Origin of the sequence: Arenimonas terrae (assembly GCF_006265115.1) — a bacterium.
GTDB lineage: Bacteria > Pseudomonadota > Gammaproteobacteria > Xanthomonadales > Xanthomonadaceae > Arenimonas > Arenimonas terrae.
On sequence record NZ_SMDR01000003.1, the window covers coordinates 310,047 to 330,268 of the forward strand.

Annotated in this window: 25 protein-coding genes; all 25 read right to left on the bottom strand. The window is 64.5% G+C overall.

Annotated elements, in window-relative coordinates; translation table 11 throughout:
• Nucleotides 1-279: a FliM/FliN family flagellar motor switch protein gene (locus E1B00_RS13090; RefSeq protein WP_139449486.1), complete on the bottom strand. Its 279-nt coding sequence runs from the start codon at nt 277-279 to the stop codon at nt 1-3.
• Entirely contained in the window at nt 276-1,043 is a 768-nt protein-coding gene (locus E1B00_RS13095; protein ID WP_139449488.1) for a FliM/FliN family flagellar motor switch protein, read from the bottom strand. Before E1B00_RS13095 ends, E1B00_RS13090 begins: the two co-directional genes overlap by 4 nt.
• Nucleotides 1,043-2,212, bottom strand: a complete 1,170-nt coding sequence (locus tag E1B00_RS13100; protein WP_139449490.1) for a flagellar hook-basal body complex protein — start codon at nt 2,210-2,212, stop codon at nt 1,043-1,045. Before E1B00_RS13100 ends, E1B00_RS13095 begins: the two co-directional genes overlap by 1 nt.
• A 12-nt stretch (nt 2,213-2,224) precedes the next feature.
• On the bottom strand, nt 2,225-2,644 hold the full coding sequence (locus E1B00_RS13105; RefSeq protein ID WP_139449492.1) for a flagellar hook assembly protein FlgD: 420 nt from the start codon (nt 2,642-2,644) through the stop codon (nt 2,225-2,227).
• Nucleotides 2,644-3,444, bottom strand: a complete 801-nt coding sequence (locus tag E1B00_RS13110) for a hypothetical protein (protein ID WP_139449494.1) — start codon at nt 3,442-3,444, stop codon at nt 2,644-2,646. The genes E1B00_RS13105 and E1B00_RS13110 overlap by 1 nt, the downstream gene beginning before the upstream one ends.
• A gap of 34 nt (nt 3,445-3,478) precedes the next feature.
• Nucleotides 3,479-3,934: a hypothetical protein gene (locus E1B00_RS13115; protein WP_139449495.1), complete on the bottom strand. Its 456-nt coding sequence runs from the start codon at nt 3,932-3,934 to the stop codon at nt 3,479-3,481.
• Nucleotides 3,931-5,259: a FliI/YscN family ATPase gene (locus E1B00_RS13120; RefSeq protein ID WP_139449497.1), complete on the bottom strand. Its 1,329-nt coding sequence runs from the start codon at nt 5,257-5,259 to the stop codon at nt 3,931-3,933. The genes E1B00_RS13115 and E1B00_RS13120 overlap by 4 nt, the downstream gene beginning before the upstream one ends.
• On the bottom strand, nt 5,256-5,915 hold the full coding sequence (locus tag E1B00_RS13125; protein ID WP_139449499.1) for a FliH/SctL family protein: 660 nt from the start codon (nt 5,913-5,915) through the stop codon (nt 5,256-5,258). The genes E1B00_RS13120 and E1B00_RS13125 overlap by 4 nt, the downstream gene beginning before the upstream one ends.
• Nucleotides 5,915-6,364, bottom strand: coding sequence for a hypothetical protein (locus E1B00_RS13130; RefSeq protein ID WP_139449500.1), 450 nt, complete (start codon nt 6,362-6,364; stop codon nt 5,915-5,917). Before E1B00_RS13130 ends, E1B00_RS13125 begins: the two co-directional genes overlap by 1 nt.
• Complete coding sequence (gene fliF, locus E1B00_RS13135; protein ID WP_139449502.1) at nt 6,361-7,677, bottom strand: flagellar basal-body MS-ring/collar protein FliF; 1,317 nt, start codon at nt 7,675-7,677, stop codon at nt 6,361-6,363. The genes E1B00_RS13130 and fliF overlap by 4 nt, the downstream gene beginning before the upstream one ends.
• 14 nt (nt 7,678-7,691) lie before the next feature.
• The gene (gene fliE, locus E1B00_RS13140; RefSeq protein ID WP_139449504.1) at nt 7,692-7,985 is read right to left on the bottom strand and encodes a flagellar hook-basal body complex protein FliE; all 294 of its coding nucleotides are present in this window, start codon (nt 7,983-7,985) and stop codon (nt 7,692-7,694) included.
• Nucleotides 7,985-8,347 carry a flagellar basal body rod protein FlgC gene (locus E1B00_RS13145; RefSeq protein WP_176693255.1) on the bottom strand — a complete coding sequence of 121 codons (363 nt, stop codon included), beginning with the start codon at nt 8,345-8,347 and terminating at the stop codon, nt 7,985-7,987. Before E1B00_RS13145 ends, fliE begins: the two co-directional genes overlap by 1 nt.
• Before the next feature lie 2 nt (nt 8,348-8,349).
• On the bottom strand, nt 8,350-8,721 hold the full coding sequence (locus E1B00_RS13150; RefSeq protein WP_139449506.1) for a hypothetical protein: 372 nt from the start codon (nt 8,719-8,721) through the stop codon (nt 8,350-8,352).
• 11 nt (nt 8,722-8,732) lie between these two features.
• Nucleotides 8,733-9,863, bottom strand: coding sequence for a flagellar basal body P-ring protein FlgI (locus E1B00_RS13155; RefSeq protein WP_139449508.1), 1,131 nt, complete (start codon nt 9,861-9,863; stop codon nt 8,733-8,735).
• The gene (locus E1B00_RS13160) at nt 9,863-10,435 is read right to left on the bottom strand and encodes a flagellar basal body L-ring protein FlgH (protein ID WP_139449510.1); all 573 of its coding nucleotides are present in this window, start codon (nt 10,433-10,435) and stop codon (nt 9,863-9,865) included. The genes E1B00_RS13155 and E1B00_RS13160 overlap by 1 nt, the downstream gene beginning before the upstream one ends.
• Nucleotides 10,436-10,442: 7 nt before the next feature.
• Nucleotides 10,443-11,150: a flagellar basal body P-ring formation chaperone FlgA gene (gene flgA / locus E1B00_RS13165; RefSeq protein WP_176693256.1), complete on the bottom strand. Its 708-nt coding sequence runs from the start codon at nt 11,148-11,150 to the stop codon at nt 10,443-10,445.
• A gap of 1 nt (nt 11,151) precedes the next feature.
• Nucleotides 11,152-11,916: a flagellar hook-basal body protein gene (locus tag E1B00_RS13170; RefSeq protein ID WP_139449514.1), complete on the bottom strand. Its 765-nt coding sequence runs from the start codon at nt 11,914-11,916 to the stop codon at nt 11,152-11,154.
• 29 nt (nt 11,917-11,945) lie between these two features.
• A complete protein-coding gene (locus E1B00_RS13175; RefSeq protein ID WP_139449516.1) occupies nt 11,946-12,614 on the bottom strand; it encodes a flagellar hook-basal body protein in 669 nt (222 codons plus the stop codon).
• A 6-nt stretch (nt 12,615-12,620) separates the two neighbouring features.
• The gene (locus tag E1B00_RS13180; RefSeq protein WP_139449518.1) at nt 12,621-14,669 is read right to left on the bottom strand and encodes a flagellar biosynthesis protein FlhA; all 2,049 of its coding nucleotides are present in this window, start codon (nt 14,667-14,669) and stop codon (nt 12,621-12,623) included.
• Nucleotides 14,669-15,733, bottom strand: coding sequence for an EscU/YscU/HrcU family type III secretion system export apparatus switch protein (locus E1B00_RS13185; protein WP_139449520.1), 1,065 nt, complete (start codon nt 15,731-15,733; stop codon nt 14,669-14,671). The genes E1B00_RS13180 and E1B00_RS13185 overlap by 1 nt, the downstream gene beginning before the upstream one ends.
• 1 nt (nt 15,734) lies before the next feature.
• Complete coding sequence (locus E1B00_RS13190) at nt 15,735-16,475, bottom strand: flagellar biosynthetic protein FliR (RefSeq protein WP_176693257.1); 741 nt, start codon at nt 16,473-16,475, stop codon at nt 15,735-15,737.
• A 29-nt stretch (nt 16,476-16,504) separates the two neighbouring features.
• A complete protein-coding gene (locus tag E1B00_RS13195) occupies nt 16,505-16,768 on the bottom strand; it encodes a flagellar biosynthetic protein FliQ (protein ID WP_139449524.1) in 264 nt (87 codons plus the stop codon).
• Nucleotides 16,769-16,776: 8 nt separating this feature from the next.
• A complete protein-coding gene (locus tag E1B00_RS13200; protein WP_139449526.1) occupies nt 16,777-17,922 on the bottom strand; it encodes a tetratricopeptide repeat protein in 1,146 nt (381 codons plus the stop codon).
• A gap of 92 nt (nt 17,923-18,014) precedes the next feature.
• Entirely contained in the window at nt 18,015-18,908 is an 894-nt protein-coding gene (locus tag E1B00_RS13205) for a helix-turn-helix domain-containing protein (protein WP_139449528.1), read from the bottom strand.
• A gap of 255 nt (nt 18,909-19,163) precedes the next feature.
• Nucleotides 19,164-20,195, bottom strand: coding sequence for a two-component system sensor histidine kinase NtrB (locus E1B00_RS13210; protein WP_139449530.1), 1,032 nt, complete (start codon nt 20,193-20,195; stop codon nt 19,164-19,166).
• Between the last annotated feature and the right edge of the window lie 27 nt (nt 20,196-20,222).

Sequence of the window (20,222 nt, forward strand, 5' to 3'; positions counted from 1 at the left end):
TCAGGAGACTTCCAGGATGCGGACGCCGTAGTGGTCTTCCACTGCGAGCAACTCGGCTCTCGCGACCGCTTTGCCGTTCAGCAGCAGCGTGACCGGCGCGTCCAGCACCTCGTTCATCCCGACGACGTCACCGGCCTTGAGCTCGAAGAGCCGTCCGATGGTAGTGGTCACTGTGCCTATACGTGCTTCCAGCGATACCTCGATGTGACCGACCATCTCGATGTCCGCCGTCAAGGTGGAGCCCTGGGGTGACGGATCTTTCGTCCTGTTCTGGGTCATCTTGTCTTCTCCTGGGTGGTTTGGGTGCGTGACTTCTGGATCGCCCGCCGCCCGTCCATGCTCGTCAGCGGGCCTCGCAAGGCCTCGCGGCCCTGCGGGGTCACCGCGCGCAATGGTGCGTCGATCCGGACCATCGTCCTGATCATTTCTCCGGCGCGCAGCGATAGCATCTGCTGCACTGATGCGCGTCCCAGATCGAGGACAACCTCGAAGCACGCCGACTCCTGAGCAACGGCGGCGAGTCGAGGTTGCAGTGCTTCCTGGCCGGGCGGCTCCGGCGGGACGAGCGCATCGCAGACGCCTCCGTCCAGCACGAGACCTAGGACTAGGTCTTCGATCCTGAGCCACACGGCGAAGCTCCCGTCACGGGCCAGCCTTGGCGCGTCGCTAGACCCGATCGGCGGGTCGATTTTGGCGCTGTCGGCACCGCATAGGGCACCCGCAAGTGCAGCTAGGCTCCGCCGCCCGATGCCGTACGCGATGCCCAGGCCATCATCGATGCCGGTCCCGGCAAGCAAGGCGCCCAGACGTCCAGATGTATCGCCCGAACAGTACAGGCGCACTGTCCCCCGCGCTCCTGAAATTTCGTGCCAGTCCATCTCGCAGGCGCCTGGAGCAGGCGCGGAGACCGACGCGCGTTCAAAACCGACCTGCACGTCGGCAGTCGACCATTGCGCTTTCCATTCCGAGCCAATGGCGTTCATGACCGCGAGCAGTCGCTTGCCGCGGGTGGCGCCGATCCAGCGCAGGCGCGCTCCGTCCATCATCCGCCCCGCGTGCTGTTGTAGAGCTGCTCCAACATCTCGTTGCTGACGCTCATTACCCGAGAGCTGGCCTGGTAGCCGCGCTGGATGATGATCATGTCGGCAAATTCCTGGGTCAGGTTCACGTTGGACATCTCGAGATGGCCGCCGGCGATCTTTCCGAACCGGCCCTCACCCGGACGCCCCAGCTCGCGATTGGCTGCGGTACCGCCGGAAACCAGGCGGCCGCCAGCCAGAAGCATCTCGCTCTCGTTCGAGAAGCCGGCCAGTGCGATCCGTGGGCCGGAGCGCTCTTCGGACTGTGAATAGGCGAACTGGAGCACGCCCTCTTCGTCGAAGCGCATGTCCATCAGGGCGAGGATCCCGTGGCCGTCGTCCACCGAACCGGTCAAGTTCGCTTGCATGCCTTCGTTGGAGGTCATGCCGTCACGCATGCCCGGCGTGCCAAGGTTGAAGGTCACAGCCTGGGTTCCGCCTGCGACAGACAGATTAGCGGTCACGCTGCTGAAGCCCGCGATAGGGCTTCCGGCCGCGTCGAACCGGACCTCTCCTGTGCCAACGGTGACACCCGCGGCGTTGGTGATCGTCACCAGGTAGCTCCCGGGCGTGACGGCGCTATTGCTGGTGAACGTCGCCGTGAGTACGTGCGTGCCGCCGGCGGCATCGAACACGCTGATCCCGTTGACATTAGTGGTCACCGCCGGCGCGCCCGCCGCGACGGGAAGGATGTTCCCGCGAATGTGCACTCCGGTCGTGGCCAGGGCCGGTAGCGAGCGGTAATCGCTGCGGTCGATGGTCGTCAGCCGTCCCGAGCTGTCGTAACCCATCACCCGGTGACCGCTGACCGCATCGACAAGAATGTCATCCTTGAAGACGAACTGGCCAGCGCGCGAGTAGAACACGTCGCCCTCTTCATTGGTGAGGATGAAGAACCCATCGCCTTCGATCGCCAGATCGGTTGCGTTGCGGGTCTGGCGGATCTCGCCGGGCGTAGTGCGCAGGCCCTCGGAGTCTATGTGCGTGCCGCGGCCGTTGCTGAGGTTGGCGAAGTAGCTGTCGCTTCCCCGGAAACCGGGTGTGTTCATGTTGGTGATGTTGTTGCTGACGGTGTTCAGACTTCGCGAGAAGCTGAACAGGCCGGAGAGGCTGTTGAACAAGGCTTGGAACATTGGGTGCTCCTGTTAGGGGCGAACGAGGGAAATCTGTGAGAGCCGGACAGCAGTCTGCGTGTCGTTGGTGGCGGGATTGCGGACGGTCAGCTGGGGCCCGGTCTGGGTGAAGGTGACCGCAATCACCGTGCCGGCGAACTCGGTGGAGAGCCCGAGCACCTCTACCTGTTTTCCGAGCAGAGAGATCGCCTGGGCACTTGAGTTCATGGACAGCAGATCAGTCGTGTTCTGACTCGTCTGCCGCGACTGCTCCAATGAGGTGAACTGAGCCAACTGGGACAGAAACTCCCGGTTGTCCACCGGCTCCATTGGGTCTTGGAACTGGAGCTGGGCCAAGAACAATCTGATGAACTCGTCTTGGCTGATGTTGCTGGTGCTGGCGCTGCTGCCGGTGGCCGAACTGGGCACCGCTCCGATCGCGTCCACGGCCATTACTGCGTCTCCTTGGTGTTGTTCCGATCCGGCTTCGGCCAATGCTCACGGCCGTTTATGACGATGCGCTGGAGAGGACGGTCGACTTCCCCGGAGAACTTGCGTATGCCGTCGACAAGGGCATCCTTCTCCCGCTCTCCGATCCTGAAGTCGCGAACCCAGACGGTGGCATCGCGGCCCACACGCTCAATCCAGCGTAACCAGCGCATCGGCCATTCGGCTGCGCCGGAGCGCAGTACCGTTTCCACCGGCGTCTGTTCGGACATGCCGGCCGGCTCCTCCTTCATCGACACGTCGACGACACCGCCTGCCGTTCCCGCCACTGCGACCGCCGGCGGCAAAGGCGCCGCGAGTTCGGTTCCCTGCGATCGTCCCGCTGCAGCGGCCATGCTTTGTCCGGAAGAAGGCGCGGTGGCGCGGAGCTCGGCGCAGGGGCTGCCCTCAACGCCGTTGGTGCGTAGCTCCAGGCCGCCCGACGCCATCAGGCGCCAGGGCCGGACAACCATCTCCGAACGCCCAGCATCGCAGGCGAGATGCAGCTTGAACTCGCCCGGCGGCATCTGCGTCAGTGCAATCGGCTGCGGCGCCAGTTCAGCCCCATGGCTGCGGAATCCCTCCTGCCCTGACTCCGCTGCCATAGGTGCGGGATTCAGCCGGCCGCTGCCGTATGGAGCGATCGGCCTGTAGATGGAAGGTGGCAGCAGCTGCACGTCGTTCTCATGTCCCGGCCCCTTCAATAGATCGGCGAAGTCGGGCATCCCAGCCAGATCGATAGGCCCGACAAGTACGGTTGCGGTCATCGGTTCGCGCCCGATAGGCGGCCGCTGTGGTCCATCAATCATGTCTTCCTCCGTTGATTCGGCCAGCACGCACCTCGGCCATTCGGTCGAAACTTCGCTTCTCGCGCCCATCGGCGCTATCGCGCCGAACCTTGTCGTTCCGTCGACTGACGACCCCGTTGCAGGCTCTGGCCTGACCGTAGGCCTTCAGCGCTTCATCCTGTTTGAATCGCGCCACCGCCAAGGCATCGCGGCTTTGCTCGGCATCCTCTTGGGCCGCATGCGCCAACCCGTTGGCGAAACGCCACTTTTCGACGTCTATCGGCTTCCGTGAAAGCGCCGCGCTGCAATAGGCTTGCGTAGAGGCCTCGCGCGCCTCGGTCTCAAGAACGCGCCCGGCCGCATTGATGACCACCGCCGCGCAGTTGAGATAGGACCGTTGGGCGAGCTTCTCCTGGAAAGCTCGCCAGCGCGCCAGCGCCAAGATCGCCCGCTCGCGCCTGGAGCTCATGCGCCTTCTCCATGCGACAGCGCATTCGACAGCTCGATAAGGGCTTTAGCCCGGGGAACCGAGAGGGCAGGGGCCTGCTGAAGCACCCGCTCGAGCGCGGGTCGGCCCTCGATTGCCCGGTCGAGCGCCTCGTTGACACCGCGTTGGTGCGCGCCCATCTCGATCAGGTCGCGGGACGACTCGTAGATTGCCATCCGCCTCCTAGCCTCCCCGGCCAGCGCCGCCTCTTCAGGGGTGGCGATCTGCGCCATCAGGCGGCTGGTGCTGTGCAGCACGTCGATCGCGGGGTGGTGACCGCGTGCGGCGAGACTCCGATCGAGGACGATATGGCCGTCCAGGATTGCACGCATATGGTCGGTTACCGGTTCGTTCATGTCATCGCCTTCGACCAGCACGCTGTAGATGCCGGTGATGGATCCGCCGGTGTTAAAGCGACCGCAGCGTTCCAGCATGGTCGGCAGCCAAGCGAATACAGACGGGGTGTAGCCGCGGAAGGTGGGCGGCTCGCCCACGGCCAGGCCCACTTCCCGCTGAGCCATGGCGAAACGGGTCATCGAGTCGACAATCAGCAGTACCGATTTGCCCTGGTCGCGGTAGTATTCCGCAACGGCATGTGCCGCATGGGCTGCGCGCGTGCGGACTAGCGCCGGCTCGTCAGCGGGAGCGACCAGAACGACCGATTTCGAGAGGCCGGCTCCCAGCGAGTTGACGATGAAGTCCCCGACTTCTCGGCCGCGCTCGCCGATCAGGGCGAGCACGGTGACGTCGGTCGACACGCTCCGCGCCAGCATTCCCAGCAGAGTGCTTTTGCCGACACCGCTTCCCGCCATCACCCCCATGCGCTGCCCTTCTCCCAACGTCAACAGCGTGTCCACCGCCCGCACCCCCGTCTCGAGCACGCGATTTATCGCGACGCGGCGCATCGGGTTTATCGGTGCGCGGTGCAGTGGATAAGCCCGGTCGAGCTCCAGCGGTGGACCGCTGTCCAGGGGTCGGCAGAACGCATCAACCACCCTACCCAGCAACTGGTCGCCCACCGGCACCTCGCCCTGCCGCCCGGTTGCCGAAACGATGCTGCCTGGCGAAAGGCCGCCGACCTGCGCGTAGGGCATCAGCAGGAGCCTGCCATTCCGGAAACCGACGACTTCGGCCCGAAAGCGGTTCGCGGCCGGATCGCGGGCCTCGATATCGCACAACTCCCCAAGCCGCGCATCCGGACCGATCGACTCGATCACCAGTCCGTTGTAGGACGTGACTCGCCCCACTTCGCGGCCGATCGTCGTCCGTGCGATGCCATCGAGGAGTCGGGCTCGAAGCGGGTTCATGGCATGCGCTCCGGCGCCTGCTGGCAGCCGAGCAGCGCATTCTTCAATGCGTCCAGCCGCTGTTCCAGACCGTCCTCGTACTGACCGCGGCCGCTTTCCAGCCGACACTGCCCGGCGGCCAGCCCCGAGTCGACCTCCACCGCCACGTCGGCGCCGGCAAAAGCCGCGGCCACGCCGGCCACATCGTTCCTGGAAACGCGAAGAACGACAGGCCGAACCGGATACGCGGCCAGGACGCTCCGGCAGATCGTGACAATGGCGGTACCGTCCGCGGCCAGCGGCGCCATCAGCCTCAGGACCGCCGCATACACCGCTTCTATGACGACGGCCTCCACATCTTGCAACAGAGGGCCTATCGCCGCTTCGATCGGTTCCGCAAGCGCCCGCAAGCCTGCCGCCGCGTCGGCCACCTCTTGGAGGCGAGCCGCATACTTCTCGGCCCATTCGCTTTCGACGGCTCCGATGCGCGCCTCGATGAGCTTGGCAGCCTGTGCTTGCCCCGCTTCGAATCCGCGCCTGCTCGCCTCATCGAAGACGCGGCGGCGCTCGTCCTCCATCGCCGCGACCGGGTCCGGCGCTTTCGCGGCAAGCAAGCCGGGAGCGAGACGGTCGCCGATCGACTGGACGTCGACAGACCCTGGAGCGATCCGCTGCATCAGCGCACGCCCCGCGTACGATTGAGCTCGCCGACTTCGGCCCGGAGAGCCTTAGTGAGCCCCGCTGGTATACGGGCCACATTCTTGATCTCTCGATCAACATCGCCAGCGACGCCGTGAGGGAGCCAGATGGCACCGAAATTCTGTTCCGGACCGGAGAATGCGACGCAGACGCGGGCGAACCATGCTGCCGGCACTTCGTTGGCCAGCCAGCAGAAGTCGGGTTCAGGTGCCGGCACAGATGTCGGGCGCGATGGCGACGTCGCCCGCTCTTGGATCAGGCGCAGGGCCGCAGCCATCGTCGACGCGCTCGCGGCTGGAACGGCAGAGATCGCCGCACGCAAGCTCGTGGACGCCTCAATCGGTAGTCGCGCCAGCAGCGCATTCTGCGTCTCTTCCGGAAGGGACGCCAGGAGCAGAGCGGCTTTGCGTTCGCCGAAACCGATCATGGGGTCTGCTCCCCTTCCGCGAGCCATTGGCGGATCTTCCGCAGGGCCTCTTCGTGATCGGCCGGCTGTGCTTTCGACGTCCGACGCAATAGCAGGATCGCTGCGCCTCCCATCAACGCGCCGAACCCGAGACCCAACCAGGCCGCGCGAGGAATCGCTGAGATCAGCGGCGTCTCGCTGCGCCGCGGAACGATGACGTCGGGCTCGGAAGCTCGGCGGTCCGGTGTGTCGGGCCGGCCGGGCATTCGGGTGATTTCGACACGGTCACCGCGCGCTTCCACTAACCCGGCGGCTGCGGAGATGATGGCGGTAACGTCGCGAACTACGGAAGCGTCGACGCCGTTTGGCAAGACGACCGCGACCGAAATCCGCTGGATGGCGCCTGGCGCACGCAGGATCTCCTCTCGGATGCTGCCTGCCGTGCTTTCCGAAGGCGGGGGTATTGGCGTGTCGTCGGTGCGGACCTCCTCCGTTATACCTCCTGGCGTAGCGACGCCCACTGGACGTTCGCTGAGCTCTCTGACGGTATCGAAGTTGAGGCTGACATCAACGACGACTCCGAACTCGTCGCTCGCCAGAGCCTTTCGGAGCAGAAGCTCGATCCGGCCCTGGATCCGTGCTTCGATCTCCGATTCTTCGTCGTCGCGGGCAATGACGCCGCGCGGTCCAGCTTCGCCCCCCGCCAACAAGGTGCCGGTCGAGTCGAGCACGGTGACGCGCTCGACCGCCAGACCTTCTACCGCAGCGGAAACGAGGCTACGGATGCCCCGTACCTGCGAACTCGACACTGCCTCGCCAGGCTTCATAGTCAGAGCGACGGAGGCCTTGGACGTCTCCTGGTCGCCGACGAACAGGCCCGGACGACGGATGCTCAGATGCACGCGCGCATCGGACACCCCAGGAAGGGAGGCGATCGTGCGCTCTATCTCGCCTTGGAGCGCCCTCTGATAGTTCACGCGCTGTGCAAACTCCGTCACGCCGAAATCGGAATCCTCGAATAACTCAAAGCCGACGTGCCCGCCTTTTGGTATCCCGGACGAGACCAGGCGCATGCGCAACGCGTAGACCTCGTCTTCCGAAACGAGGATTCCGGAACCGCCATCGACGATCTGATGCGGGACTTTCCACTCCTCAAGCGCCGCGACGATTTCGGCTGCATCTGCTTCGGAAAGCCCACCAAATAGCACCTCGTCGCGAGCAGCCAACGCCCACCACAGCGCTACCGCCGTGAGCGCCACGATGACAAACGCGCCGGTCAGTAGGGCGGCCCGGGCGGCCGTGCCCAGCGTCTTCATGTAGTTGATCGATTTCATGTCAGGCACCGGGACTACAGCTGCATCCTGGCGAGCTCCTGGTAAGCCTCGACCAGCCGATTCCTGACTTCAACCGCTAAAGTCAGCTCCATCCTGGCACGCTCCATCGTGATCATCACGTCGTGCAGCGCAACACCCTCTCCGGCGGCGAGAGCACGCACACCTGCGTCGGCGGCTCGTAACGAAACATCGACCCGTGAAAGGCCGCTGGCGAGCGCCGTGGAGAAGTCTGTGCCCACACGAGCGCCCGGATTCGGCGCAACCTCGGCCACGCCCGAGATCGCTGCCACTGCTTCCATCGGATACATCACTTTGCTCCTATTTCCAGCGCTCGCATCAACATGCTGCGCAGTAGGTTGAATGCCCTGACATTGGCTTCGTAAGCGCGACTGGCGGTCATCAGCGTCGTCATCTCGTCGACCATGTCCACCGCCGGATATCGGACCATCCCGTCCGCGTCGGCCAGCGGATGGCCCGGTTCGTGCGACAGGCGCGCAGCAGCCTCCCGCTCGGCAAGGCCGGCGACGGGGTCCGGGCGCCAGAGCGTCGCGGGCTCGCCGCTGGCGATCGGCCGGTTGGCGCCAGCGATGTTCCTGCTAGCGGCATCGAGCCGAAGCCGCTCGTATGTCATCCCTTCGCGGGAGCTCTCGAAGATCGGTTCTATGGCCACGCTCAGCTCCGCCCGGTGACGGCCAGACGCATCAATGCGAACTGGCGGTTGAGGACTTCCGTCAATGCTTGGAACTCGGTGCTCACGGCGGACATCTCAGCGACTTGTTCGTCCAGGTTCACCGGCCCTTCGACAGGCTGAACGCCGGCGCGCCCGAGCAAGCGATCCGCCTCGGCCAGCCAGTGCCCGTCTTCGGCCGACCCCGCCGCGAGCGCGGCGGTACGTAAGGCGTTCTCGACGGCAGAGAAATCGGCGCGAACCGCTCCGGCCCCTGGACGCGCCGCGTTGGCGATGTTGATGCTGGCGACCGACGCCTGCTGCTGCCTAAGGGTCAGGGCGAGCCTGACCGCTTCGATCTGGTTCTCGTGACTCATTTGTTCGACTCCTACTGGATCAGAAGTTCGCCGTCCAAGGCGCCCGCAGCCTTGATCGACTGAAGTACCGCGATGACGTCGCGGGTTCCAAGGTTGATCGTCTGCAGCGCCGCGACCAGCTCGGCAACGGTGGCGCCCTCGGGAATGCTTACCAGCGACACGTCCGGCTCCCCCGCGCGGATCCGCGTGCGGGGGACGACGACGCTGGAGACGCCGGGCCCCGGAGCGATCAGCAGGCCTTCCGGCTGCGATACGGCATAGTCCGTCCGGATCTCGACGCTGAGGTTTCCGTGTGAAACGCTGACTTGACCGAGCCTGACGTCGCCGCCAGCCACGATGGTGCCGGTCCGTTCGTTGACTACCACGCGTGCCTTCCGTTGGGGATCAACGACAAGGTTCTCTAGGCGGGCCACTTCGGAAACCAGGTTGGTCGGTGTCCGCGGATAGCGAACCACCACCTTTCCGGCATGCTCGGCACTCACGGAGGCTCCCGGGAGCTCGGCCCGGATCGCCTCGGCAATGCGGTTGGCGTTGGTGAAGTCGGCCTCGTTAAGGAGCACGGTCAAGGATCGTCCGTCGCCGCTGAGGCGCATGGGCGATGCCTGCTCTATCGTCCCTCCCGAGGGAATGCGGCCAACCGTAGGGTGGTTCTTACGTACCGACGCGGCGACTCCGTCGAATAGATAGCCGTTCACCGACAAGGAACCTTGGGCGGTCGCGTATAGATTCCCGTCGGGACCCATCATCGGAGTGAGCATCAGTGTCCCCCCGTTGAGGCTCCTCGCATCGCCCGATGATGCGACCTGAATGTCGATCTGCTGCCCCGGTTCGGCGAACGCCGGTAGCTTCCCGGTGACGATGACCGCGGCGACGTTGCGCCCGGCAACATCCACCCCATCGACATTGACCCCAAAATTCTTCAGCGCATTGGCGATCGACTGCACGGTCGCGCGGTTACGCACCGAATCCCCGGACCCGGATAGCCCAAATACCAGCCCGTATCCGACTAGCGGGTTCTCCCGGACACCTCCAATCCTCGCGATCTCCTTCACCCTGACCTTCCCAGCGGCGGCGGAATCCATAGGTGCCAATGCCATAACGCAAGCGATCAGGCCGAAAACGGTGCAACTGACGGAATTCATCACAGCAACCTCAGCCACTGGAAGACCTTGTAGAGAATGCTCTTACGCTGCGACTCGCTTACCACCCCCACCCCGACCAGCTCCAGGTTCGCGTTGGCGATGCGGGTCGACAGCACGGCGTTGTCTGACGAGATGTCCTGGACCCGAACCAAGCCGGAGATGCGGATCTGCTGTCGTTCGCCGTTCACCACCAACACTTGGTCCCCCTCGATCTGCAGGTCGCCGTTGTTGGCGACCGACACCACGCGCGCGGACACCTGGGTGCGCAGTTCGCCCATCCGGGTGGTCTGTGCGCCGGCATTGCTGCGTCCCCCGAAGCCCACCCCGGCGTCATAGCGATCATGCGGCGTCGTCAGGTCCGCCGCGATGTCGACTTGGCTGCCTGCATCGGTCGCGGCTTGCGATTTGGCACGTGTCGCTTCCTGGACCAGGATCGTCAGGATGTCACCCGGCCGGTTGGCACGGTGATCTGCAGCCAGCCCACGGTAGCTGGCGACGTCTACCAGGGTTTCCTGCGCGGACACGCTGGCATGTGCGGTCAAGGCCGTGACGCCGAGAACCAGGCCAAACATTCTCCGACTATTGAGGTTTGGCATCGATCATCACCTGGTTCTTGGCTACAACGACTGCGAGCACCGGCCTTTCGGACAGGTCCGGAAGCACGGAGACCTGCTGCCCAATGCTCGCGTCCTCAAGCGCAATCGCGCCGGTCGAAAGCCGGATTCGGCCGTGCTCGAGCGAAACGCTGACTCGGCTGCGAGCGGAGACGTCAGGAATCGGTTCGAAATCGGACCGCCATACCACTTCGCCGGCGCGACGGCCGCGCTTCGCCCGAAGACCAATCAGGTCAGCCTGGTTGCGCACAAGCTCATCGGACGGCGCCACAACATCGATCTCGGCCTCGTCGAGGACGATGCGGTCGGCCGGCCAACCGGCCTGGCTTCGGTCCCCATAGACCAGCCGTCTCTGCGGATCGTGCAGTTCGACGCGGGCCGTCAACCTACGCACGACGCGACCGTCCACGATGACGCGCAACGGCAGGGCCGACCACTTCCGGGGCCATTGCCCGGCGGCTTCGCCGACGTCTATCGAGATACTGCCAGGCGGAACCTGCTGTTCAGGCATGACGGCGATCCGCACCACCGACGCAGTGCTTCGCCTTGCGGATAGCCGTGCGGTCACGGCGGCCTCGACCGCGTCCTCTAACATGTCGTTCGGCAGCTTATGCATCGGTGCGGGCGAAGCTAGGGACGCGATGGCCAGCAGGGGAGAGAGGAGGACGCTCATGTCAGCGGCGCAAATTGTTGATCGTCTCGAGGACTTGATCGGACGCCTGCAGCACGCGGGCATTCAACTGGTACGCACGCTGCGCCATCACCAGGGATGCCATCTCCTCGACCATCTCCACGTTCGACATCTCCAGGAATCCCTGCCTCAGCATCCCCATGCCCTCCTCCGAGGCGCGGCCGTAGACGGGAGCGCCGGCGTCCTCACCTGCGTGGAAGAGGTTCTCCCCGATCGGCCTCAGCGCTTCCTCTGCGGGGAAGGCAACCAGCTCGATGAAGCCCAAGCTCACGCGCTCGGCTTCGCCCGCCAGCTTGGCGGAGACTTCGCCGGTCTCTGCGATGCGGACGTCCCGAGCGTCGGACGGGATCTGAAGCGGCACGGCCAGCCCCCGACCCTGCGGATTCACCAGAAAGCCATCGGCGTCGAGCCGAAACCGGCCATCCCGCGTGTACACCAAGGTTCCATCCTCGGCCAGGAGCTCAAAGAACCCCGCTCCGTCGATCGCCAAGTCGTAGACATTGTTGGTGTTACGGATGTCGCCTGTTGAGAAAATCATCCTCGGACCGGAAGCGACGGTCCCGCCACCCCGCATCCCGGGCGATCCTGACCCTGAGGAGGGTTGGCTTTGGGCCGCCAACTCGACGAATTCGACCCGCCCGCGCTTGAAGCCGGGCGTGTTCATGTTGGCGACGTTGTTGGAGATCACGTCTATCTGGCGCTGCTCGCTGCGTAAGCCGCTCGCCGCGATGTGAAGTGCATCGATCATTGGTCCTTTCCTTCTGCCGGTCGTTTCGATCAGTTGCTGCCGATCTGGTTTATGCCAACATCGAGAACTTTGTCGTAGATGGATATCGCGCGCTGGAGCGATTCAGCGTGGCGCGTGGCCTCGATTAGCCGGAGCGTTTCCTCCGCGGCATCGACATTGGCGCTTTCCAGTGCGCCCTGCAGCAACTGTCCCTGCCATTCGACGACATCACCCTCGTAGAAAAAGGCGCCGCCGCCCGTCCCGGCGAGCCGCGATGGCTCGGCCACTTCGACGATGCGCAAGCGATCGACTCCCTTTCCGTCCACCCGCAGCTGGCCGTCACGGCCAACCGAAACCTTCCCGGGCGGAAGGGTAATTGGCCCCACGTCCCCCAAGACACGATCGCCATAGGCGGTGGCCAGATTCCCGGCTGCGTCCAGGCGGAATGCGCCGCTCCGGACGAGCACCTCGCGTTCGCCCCGCTGAACGACGAAGAATCCTGGACCGCGGAGCGCGAAGTCCAGGGGCTGGTATGTCTGCACGATCGCGCCGTCGCGCTGATCGATCATCATTCCTCTGGTCGCTCGGGAAAAATCCTGAACCGGCCGCGCTCCCCGATAGCCAGGGGTGTGCATATTCGCGACGTTCTGGCTGACGGCGTTGAGCTTGTCCACGTCGCCGGAAAGGCTTCTCGCAATAGCGCTGATGGTTTCGGTCATGGGGGCTCAACTGACTTGGACGGAGGCGAACGAATGCACGGCGAAATCGGCCGGGACTTCGTTGACGCCGATGACGGCGACGAAAGGCATTGATCTGTGCAGGACACTGCGCAAAGTCCTGCGTAGCGGCGACGGGCAGAGCAGCACGGGAACCAGGCTGCGACCCATCATCGCTTCTACGTGATCGGTCAAGTTCTTCATGAACGCGTCGAAGTGCGCCGCTTCCCCAAAAGGCGCGGAACGGCCATCGCCGGACCGGGTGGCGGCCAGCAGCGTTCGTTCCAGCTCCGGTGCGATCGTGAGGACTTGCAGACGGCCATCGCCGTCCCGATATCCTTGGCAGATGGATGCGCCCAGCCGCTCGCGAACTCGCTCGGCGAGTTCTTCCGGCGCCTTGATCGCCCGGCCAGCATCGGCCAGAACCTCCAGAATCGCTTCGAGGTTTCGGATGCTCACCTGTTCGCGCAGGAGCAGCTGCAGCACTTTCTGTATCTCCGAATAGGTCATCACCGCCGGGACGATCTCGTCCGCCAACGGTCCCAGGCGTTCCCGATCGCGCTGGATCATCTGTTCGACCCCGTTCCGGGTGAGCAACTCAGGCGCCTGGCGACGCAACAGCTCCGTGAGATGGGTGACAAGCACTGTGTCCGGCTCGACGAGGGTGTATCCCGCCGCGCGCGCCTGGACCTTCATGCCGCGCTCGATCCACTGGGCCGGCAGTCCGTACGCAGGCTCCTTCGTCGGCTTTCCGTCCAGGGGCTGACGAGCGCCGCCTGGATTTATAGCCAGGACCTGGTCGTGCATCAGTTCACCGCCGCCGGTGCGCACGCCGTTGACGTACACTTCGTAATCGGTGCCCTTGAGATCAGCGCCCAGGCTGAGGCTGAGTTTTGGCGCAACGAATCCGAGCTCGACCAGAACCTGTTTGCGCAGAGTGGCGATTCGGTCCTGGAAGTCACTATCTGGGCCGGCCAGCATTGGCGCCAGCGCACTCCCATATCGCAGCTCCAGCGGCTCTATCCTCAGTAGCTGCCTAAGCTCGTCGCCTGCCGTTCTCTCCGTTTCAGGAGCATCCGACCTGGTTGCGGGACCTCTTTGCTCCGCACCCCGTATCGAGAGGAACGCGAGTCCGCAGAGCACCACAAGCACCGCAATCACCGGCAGCTTCGGAAAGCCAGGGAGCAGCATTGCGACCAGCAGGACTACGCCGACAATCAGCAACGCGCGTGGGTTGGCGAGCATCTGTCGCGGAATTTCGGTCCCGAGCTGGGCATCGGCCGCGGCTCGTGTGATGATGATGCCTGTGGCGACGGCGATGACTAGTGACGGAATTTGCGTGACGATCCCGTCGCCGATAGTGAGCAGGGTAAACCGCTGGACCGCGTCGGCCCACGGCAGTCCCATCTGAGCGATGCCGATGGCCAGGCCGCCGACGATATTGACGCCGATGATGATGATTCCGGCGATCGCATCGCCCTTGACGAACTTCGTCGCGCCGTCCATCGCGCCGTAGAAGTTGGCCTCTCTTTCTACCAACGCTCGTCTAGAACGCGCCTCCTTCTCATCGATCAAACCCATGTTCATATCGGCGTCGATGCTCATTTGCTTGCCGGGCATGCTGTCTAGCGTGAACCTCGCAGCGACTTCGGCCACGCGCTGTGCGCCGCTGGTCACAACCACGTACTGAACGACCACGAGAATAAGGAAGACGACGACACCGACGATGTAGTTGCCGCCCACGACGAACTCTCCGATCGCACCAATGACCCGACCGGCATCGGCACCTTCCAGGATGAGGCGGGTGGCCGAGACGTTTAGCGCCAGCCTGAACAGCGTCGACAGGAGCAGCAAAGTCGGAAAAGTCGAGAACTTGAGTGGCGTCTCGATGAAAAAGGTCACAAGAAGCACCAGCAGCGCCATGCTGATGTTGGTTATGAGAAGGAAGTCGAGCACCGGCGATGGAACTGGAACAAACAACAGCATCAGTACGCCCATCACTAGTGCGATAAGCACCAGGTCGCGACGACCCGCCCACAGTTGCTGGAGGGCATGCATCATCGCTCGTCCCTCATCGCCCAGATGCGCCGGTAGATGGGAGCCAGCGCGATATACAGGTCAGCCGGGACCATTGCGTCAATTCCGCAACCTTTGTAGAGCGCCCGGGCCAGCACAGGCGACCTGATGATTGGGACGCCGCTCTTCGCGGCGATCTTGCGAATCTGGGCGCTGAGCGCGCCCGCGCCTTTGGCCGTGACCACCGGCGCCATCGTCTCCCCGACGCGGTAGCGGAGTGCGACGGCAAAATGGGTCGGATTGGTGACGACCACATCGGCGTCCTTCACACTCGCCAGCGCTTTGATCTTGCGAAGAAGTTCCTGAACCTGCTGCTTTCGCTTTGCCTTCACCGCTTGGTCGCCATCGCGGCGCTTGATCTCGTCCTTCAGCTCTCGCCGGCTCATCTTCATCCGGCGCTTGAAATCACGCCTGACGAATAGCAGGTCGACGACTGCGGCGGCCGCGATGACGATCAGGACATAGATTGAAGCGGTCTTGAACATGTCCAGCAGCACCGCGCCGAGCTTCTTTGGATGCGCAGACGCGATGCTGTCGGTCACCGCCTGCAGGTTCCACAGGAAGGCGGCACAGATTGCGGCGAGCACCGACAGTTTGACCAGAATCTTTCCCAGCTCCCACAGCGATTTCATCGAGAATATTCGCTTTATCGCGGTGGCCGGACTTAGCCTGGAGAAGTCCGGCCGCAACGGATGGGTGGTGAACATCGGTCCGGTCTGCGCTAGGTTCGCGGCCACGGCGATCACCGGAAGTCCGATCGCGAGCGGGGCAAGCGCCTGCCAAAGCGATGACGACGACAGCAGGGATCGGGCCACGAAGGCGCCGTCTACAGCCGGAGACGAGCTGGCCACGGCGATCATCCGCTTCGTCATGCCAGCGATGGCCATGGCGATGGCAGGCGCCGTCAGTGCGACGATCGCCGCCGAGACGATCATCACCAGTGCGGACGATAGATCCATGCTTTTCGCCACCTCGCCCTTCTTCCTGGCCTCTTCCAGCCGGTAAGGGGTGGCCTGTTCGGTCTTGTCCTGGTCCTGGTCGCTCATGTCACATTCCCAGCACCGACGGAACGCGCGACGTAGCGTCCCGGAACAGCCGCGCGAACGCGGCCGGCATGGCCCCGAGCGAGGATGCCGTCAGAATCATCGCAACGAACACCTTGAGCGGCAGGGCCAGGAAGTAGACATTCGCTTGCGGCATCGAGCGTGTCGCATAGGCAACACCGACGTCTATCGCGAAGAGGCAGAGAACCGTGGGCGCGGCGACCATCAGACCCAGGAGGAAGCTCGACCCCACCATGGACAAGAATGCGCTTGCATCCAGGTAGACGCTCGACCCGGCGAAGGGAAGCACTTCCGCGCTGACTACCAGGCCTGCGTAGAGGTCCAGATGAAGGTCCATGGTGAAAAATAGGGTCGTGGCCAACAGCAGAAGTGCCGCTCCAAGCGGCGACTGGGCATCACCCTGCGAACCGGGATCGAACAATGTCGCTGAGCCAAGGCCCGCCTGAACGTCGATCACCCAGCCGGCCGTATGCACCGCAGCCATTGGAAAGGCCACGGCGGCTCCAAAAGCCGTTCCGATCGCCAGCTCACTTAGCGCAGCGATCGTCCAGGCCACCGGCCCGCTCAGGTCAGCGGGTATCGCCGCGGGCGATGACGCCAGAACCGTCAGCCAGGCTAGGCTCAGAACCACGACGATACGAATCAGAGGCGGCGCCCAACGCATCGGGGACAGGGGCGGAATGGCAACGACGGGGATGTATCGGATCACGGCGAGCAGGAACATCCCCATCGCTCCCTCGACATGCTGCATGTTCACAGCCGGCCCGCCAGTTCGAACATCTGGCGCGACAGGTCGACCGCCACCGACATCATCCAGCTTCCGAAAGCGAGACAGATGCCCATGAGGACAATCAGCTTCGGAACAAAGGTCAGGGTCATTTCCTGGATCTGTGTGACCACTTGGACGATTGAAACGAGCACTCCCACAACCAAAGTTGCCAGCAGCAGCGGCATAGATATCTTCGCGGCGGCCAATAGGGTGTCCGCTAGCAGGCGGATGGCGAGATCGGAGTCCACTGCGGCACCTAGTCTTTCCGTCGTGATGCGTACGCGGAGGACAGCCTTTGAGCGATGAGTTTCAGGGATGGCCCCCCCGGGATGCCCGCTTTGGCGAGGATCGCCGCAAACATCCGCTCGGCCCGGCCGGTGTCACCACGGGCGCTTTCGAGCAGCGCTTTCGCCAACATTGCGGTTATTGCGGTTGGGTCGAGCCTGAGTGCTATGGAGAGGTGCTGCTCGGCTTGTTCCTCGTCGCCTCGCAGCGTGGCTACCAAAGCCAGTCCTCCGTGGCTGTCACCGAAGTTCCGCTCCGCCTCACGGGCGCGGCGGTAGCTCAGCTCGGCCGCGTCCAGGTTCCCCTGCAGAAGTTGCGCCCAAGCAAGCGCATGCAGCGTTCCCACATGCCGAGGCATGATGCGCGCCGCCGCTGAGAGCAGTTCCTCGGCGCGCGCGAAATCGGCTCTTGCCAGCGCGATTTCACCACTTCCGAACAGCGTCCGGCCCGACGCCGGGTATCGGCGCAGTATCCGCTCATGCAGTCGTTCGGCCGATTCCAGCTCGCCTTCCCAGCGGAAGATCGTTGCGACGGTGACCAATGCTTCGTGCTGGTTCGCGTCCCTGCTCAACGCCGCGACCGCGTCGGCCCGAGCATCTGCCAATCGGTTGCTGTCGAGCATGGCGATTGACTTCACGCCTAGCGTGGTCGGATTCCCGGGATCCCGTGTGAGCGCGGCCTCGACGCATGCGATGGCTTTCTCCAGCTCATCCGTAGCCATGTGTATCCTGGCTTTCAGGACGAGCAGGTCGGTGCTCTCTCCAAACCTTTCGAGCGCCTCCGAAACCAGCTTCATCGCCGCGTCTGAGTCACGGATGCAGAAGAGGGCGTGCGCCCGGTCGTGCTCAAGCCAAGACGCCTGTACACCCTCCGAGCGCAGCGCTTCGTACTCGGAAATGGCTTCGTGGAAACGGCCGCGCGCAAGGGCCGACCGGGCCACGCGCACCCGGATTTCCGGCAGGGAACGGATCTCCGCCGGCACCGAGCACAGCAGCTCCGCCGCTTCGCGATAGGAAGCGTCACGAAAAAGGTCGTCGGCGACCTCGCCGACGAGCTTTGGATTGGCTGGGTCGCGCTCAAGCAGGGAGCCCAGCGCGCTGGTTGCGGTTTGGTTCACGTGCGGATCTCTTTCGACAGCGTCGTTCCGGCGATCGAATGCGGCAGGCGTTGTTTCATCTCGAACAAGCGTCTCACGAGCGCAGGTTTTTTTTACCGCCGTTTGTCTGCCGTGTTTGTCTTCTTCGAGGCGACTGTGTTCGCTCCTACCAGCTTTCGGACCGTCGGTGATGGCATGGAGCGTTCGTCGCTTGGACGCTTTCCGAACGTCCGCCGATACATCCGGCCGAAGCTCGCGCAGTTTTCGAAACCGCACTCCACGGCGATCCGCTTCACAGGCCAATCGGTCGTTCTCAGGAGAGCGCAGGCATGCTGTGCGCGGAGCCGGATGGACGCCTCCTGCGGACTCTCTTCATAAATCTCCAGAAACTGCCGCGACAGATACCACCGCGAGAAGTTGGTTAGAGCTGAAAGCTCTTCGAGCCGCACCACCCGGTGCCGGTTTCCATCGAGCATCAACCGCGCGCGCTGCATCCGCGCGAACACTCTCAGCCGGCTAGCGGCCGACCGACCGGGGCAACGCGCGATGCTGGCGTCATGGCACCGCGCCAGCGGCGCGAGCGCGAGAAGCATCTCCGTCGCGGCCTGAGCCTCGGGCAGCCGGCCGGCGGCGCCCACCCGCCACAACGCCACGATGCGGCGACGCGCCGCCAGGTCGAAGCGTCCCCGGCCCGGCACGATGCCGAGCTCCCGGGCCTGCCGCGCCCACCGGCCCGAAAGGACAACGCCTATCAGGACGCCGAGGCTGTTTCCGAGGATCTTCTGCGAAGGACTGCGATCCAGGACCAGCCATTCGCCCGGATCAAGGGCGAACTGACCCTCTCGGGCCCGAAGATGGCCGCCGCGCCGGACTTGCAGCCAGATCGACAGCTCCCCGCCCGTACCATCGAGCTCACTCTCATTCCGACCTGCAACTGCCCAAGCAATATCCGGACTCCGCGAGCCGCTCCCGGCCAGCGACATCAGCTTGCTGCGTCCCAACTCCATGTCTCGCCCCTCTGAACCAAAGGGGTCCGTATGCCGGGCGCCCGTCCGGACGACATGAAAGACGGAAGAAATAACTAGAAAATTAAGCTTCTTTTTTTATTTTCTTTTGCAATCAACGAATTAGCTACGGACATGAGACGCCCGCCGTCGGCTGACCGCCGCTGCTGCGCCCGGTACCGACGGTCCTCCGGTCGAGACGCCACGCCGATCAGCGGCCCTGATTGTCTGTCGGGAGCCGAGAGCGGCCGCCCGCCTTCACATGGCATCGTCGGGCACAGGGATCAGCAGGGTGAACACAGTGTGGCCCGGCCGCGAGCGGTAGCTCAGTGAGCCGCGGTGTTCGCGCGCCACCTGCTGGGCCAGCGGCAGGCCGAGGCCGCTGCCTTCGGCGCGGCCGGACACCAGCGGCAGGAAAATGCGTTCGGCCAGGTCCTCGGGCACGCCGCGGCCGTCGTCGGCGATCTCGACGCGCACGGCCAGGCGGTGCGCGCTGTCGCCGATCAGCAGGTGGTGTTCGGCGCGGGTACGCAGCTGCACGGTGGTGGCGCCGGACTCGAGCGCGTTGCGCACCAGGTTCCACAGCGCCTGCGCCAGGCGGTCGCCGTCGCCGGGGAATTCCGGCAGCGAGGGATCGAAGTCGCGCACCAGCTTGATCGCCCAGCCGGCTTCGACTTCCGCCAGCTGACGCACGCGCTCGAGCACGGCGTGGATATTGGTCGGCGCGAACGCGCGCGGCGGCGCCGGGTTGAGCAGGCGGTCGACCAGGGCGGCAAGACGGTCCACTTCGCTGCCGATCAGGTCCACCAGTTCGCGGGTTTCGTCGCCTTCGACGCGGCGCGCCAGCAGCTGCGCGGCACCCTTCATGCCGGCCAGCGGATTGCGGATCTCGTGCGCCAGGCCCTTGAGCGCGGCGGACAGTGCGGCCGGCAGGGCGGTCGCGGGATCTTCGCCGGGGAATTCTTCGGCCAGGTGCGCTTCCAGGCGCAGGCCGCCATCGTCGCTGCGCGCCAGCCACAGATCGGCGAAGCGTTCGCTGCCGCCCGGATGCGCGAGCCGGGCGCGCCGCACGCGCAGCGCTTCGCCGGAGGCCGGCAGGCGCGGCAGCAGTTCGGTCAGGCGGCCGCCCTCGGCATCGAGTTCCCCCAGGCCCAGGCCGACCAGGCGCCGGGCGCTCACGCCCAGCCAGCTGGCGAAGGCAGCATTGCAGCCCAGCAGCCGGCCCTCGGCATCGGCCCAGGCCAGGGGCGTGCTGAGCTGGTCGGCGGTGGGCGGCAGCGGCTCGGACATGGCCGCAGCATAGTGAACCCGCCGCGG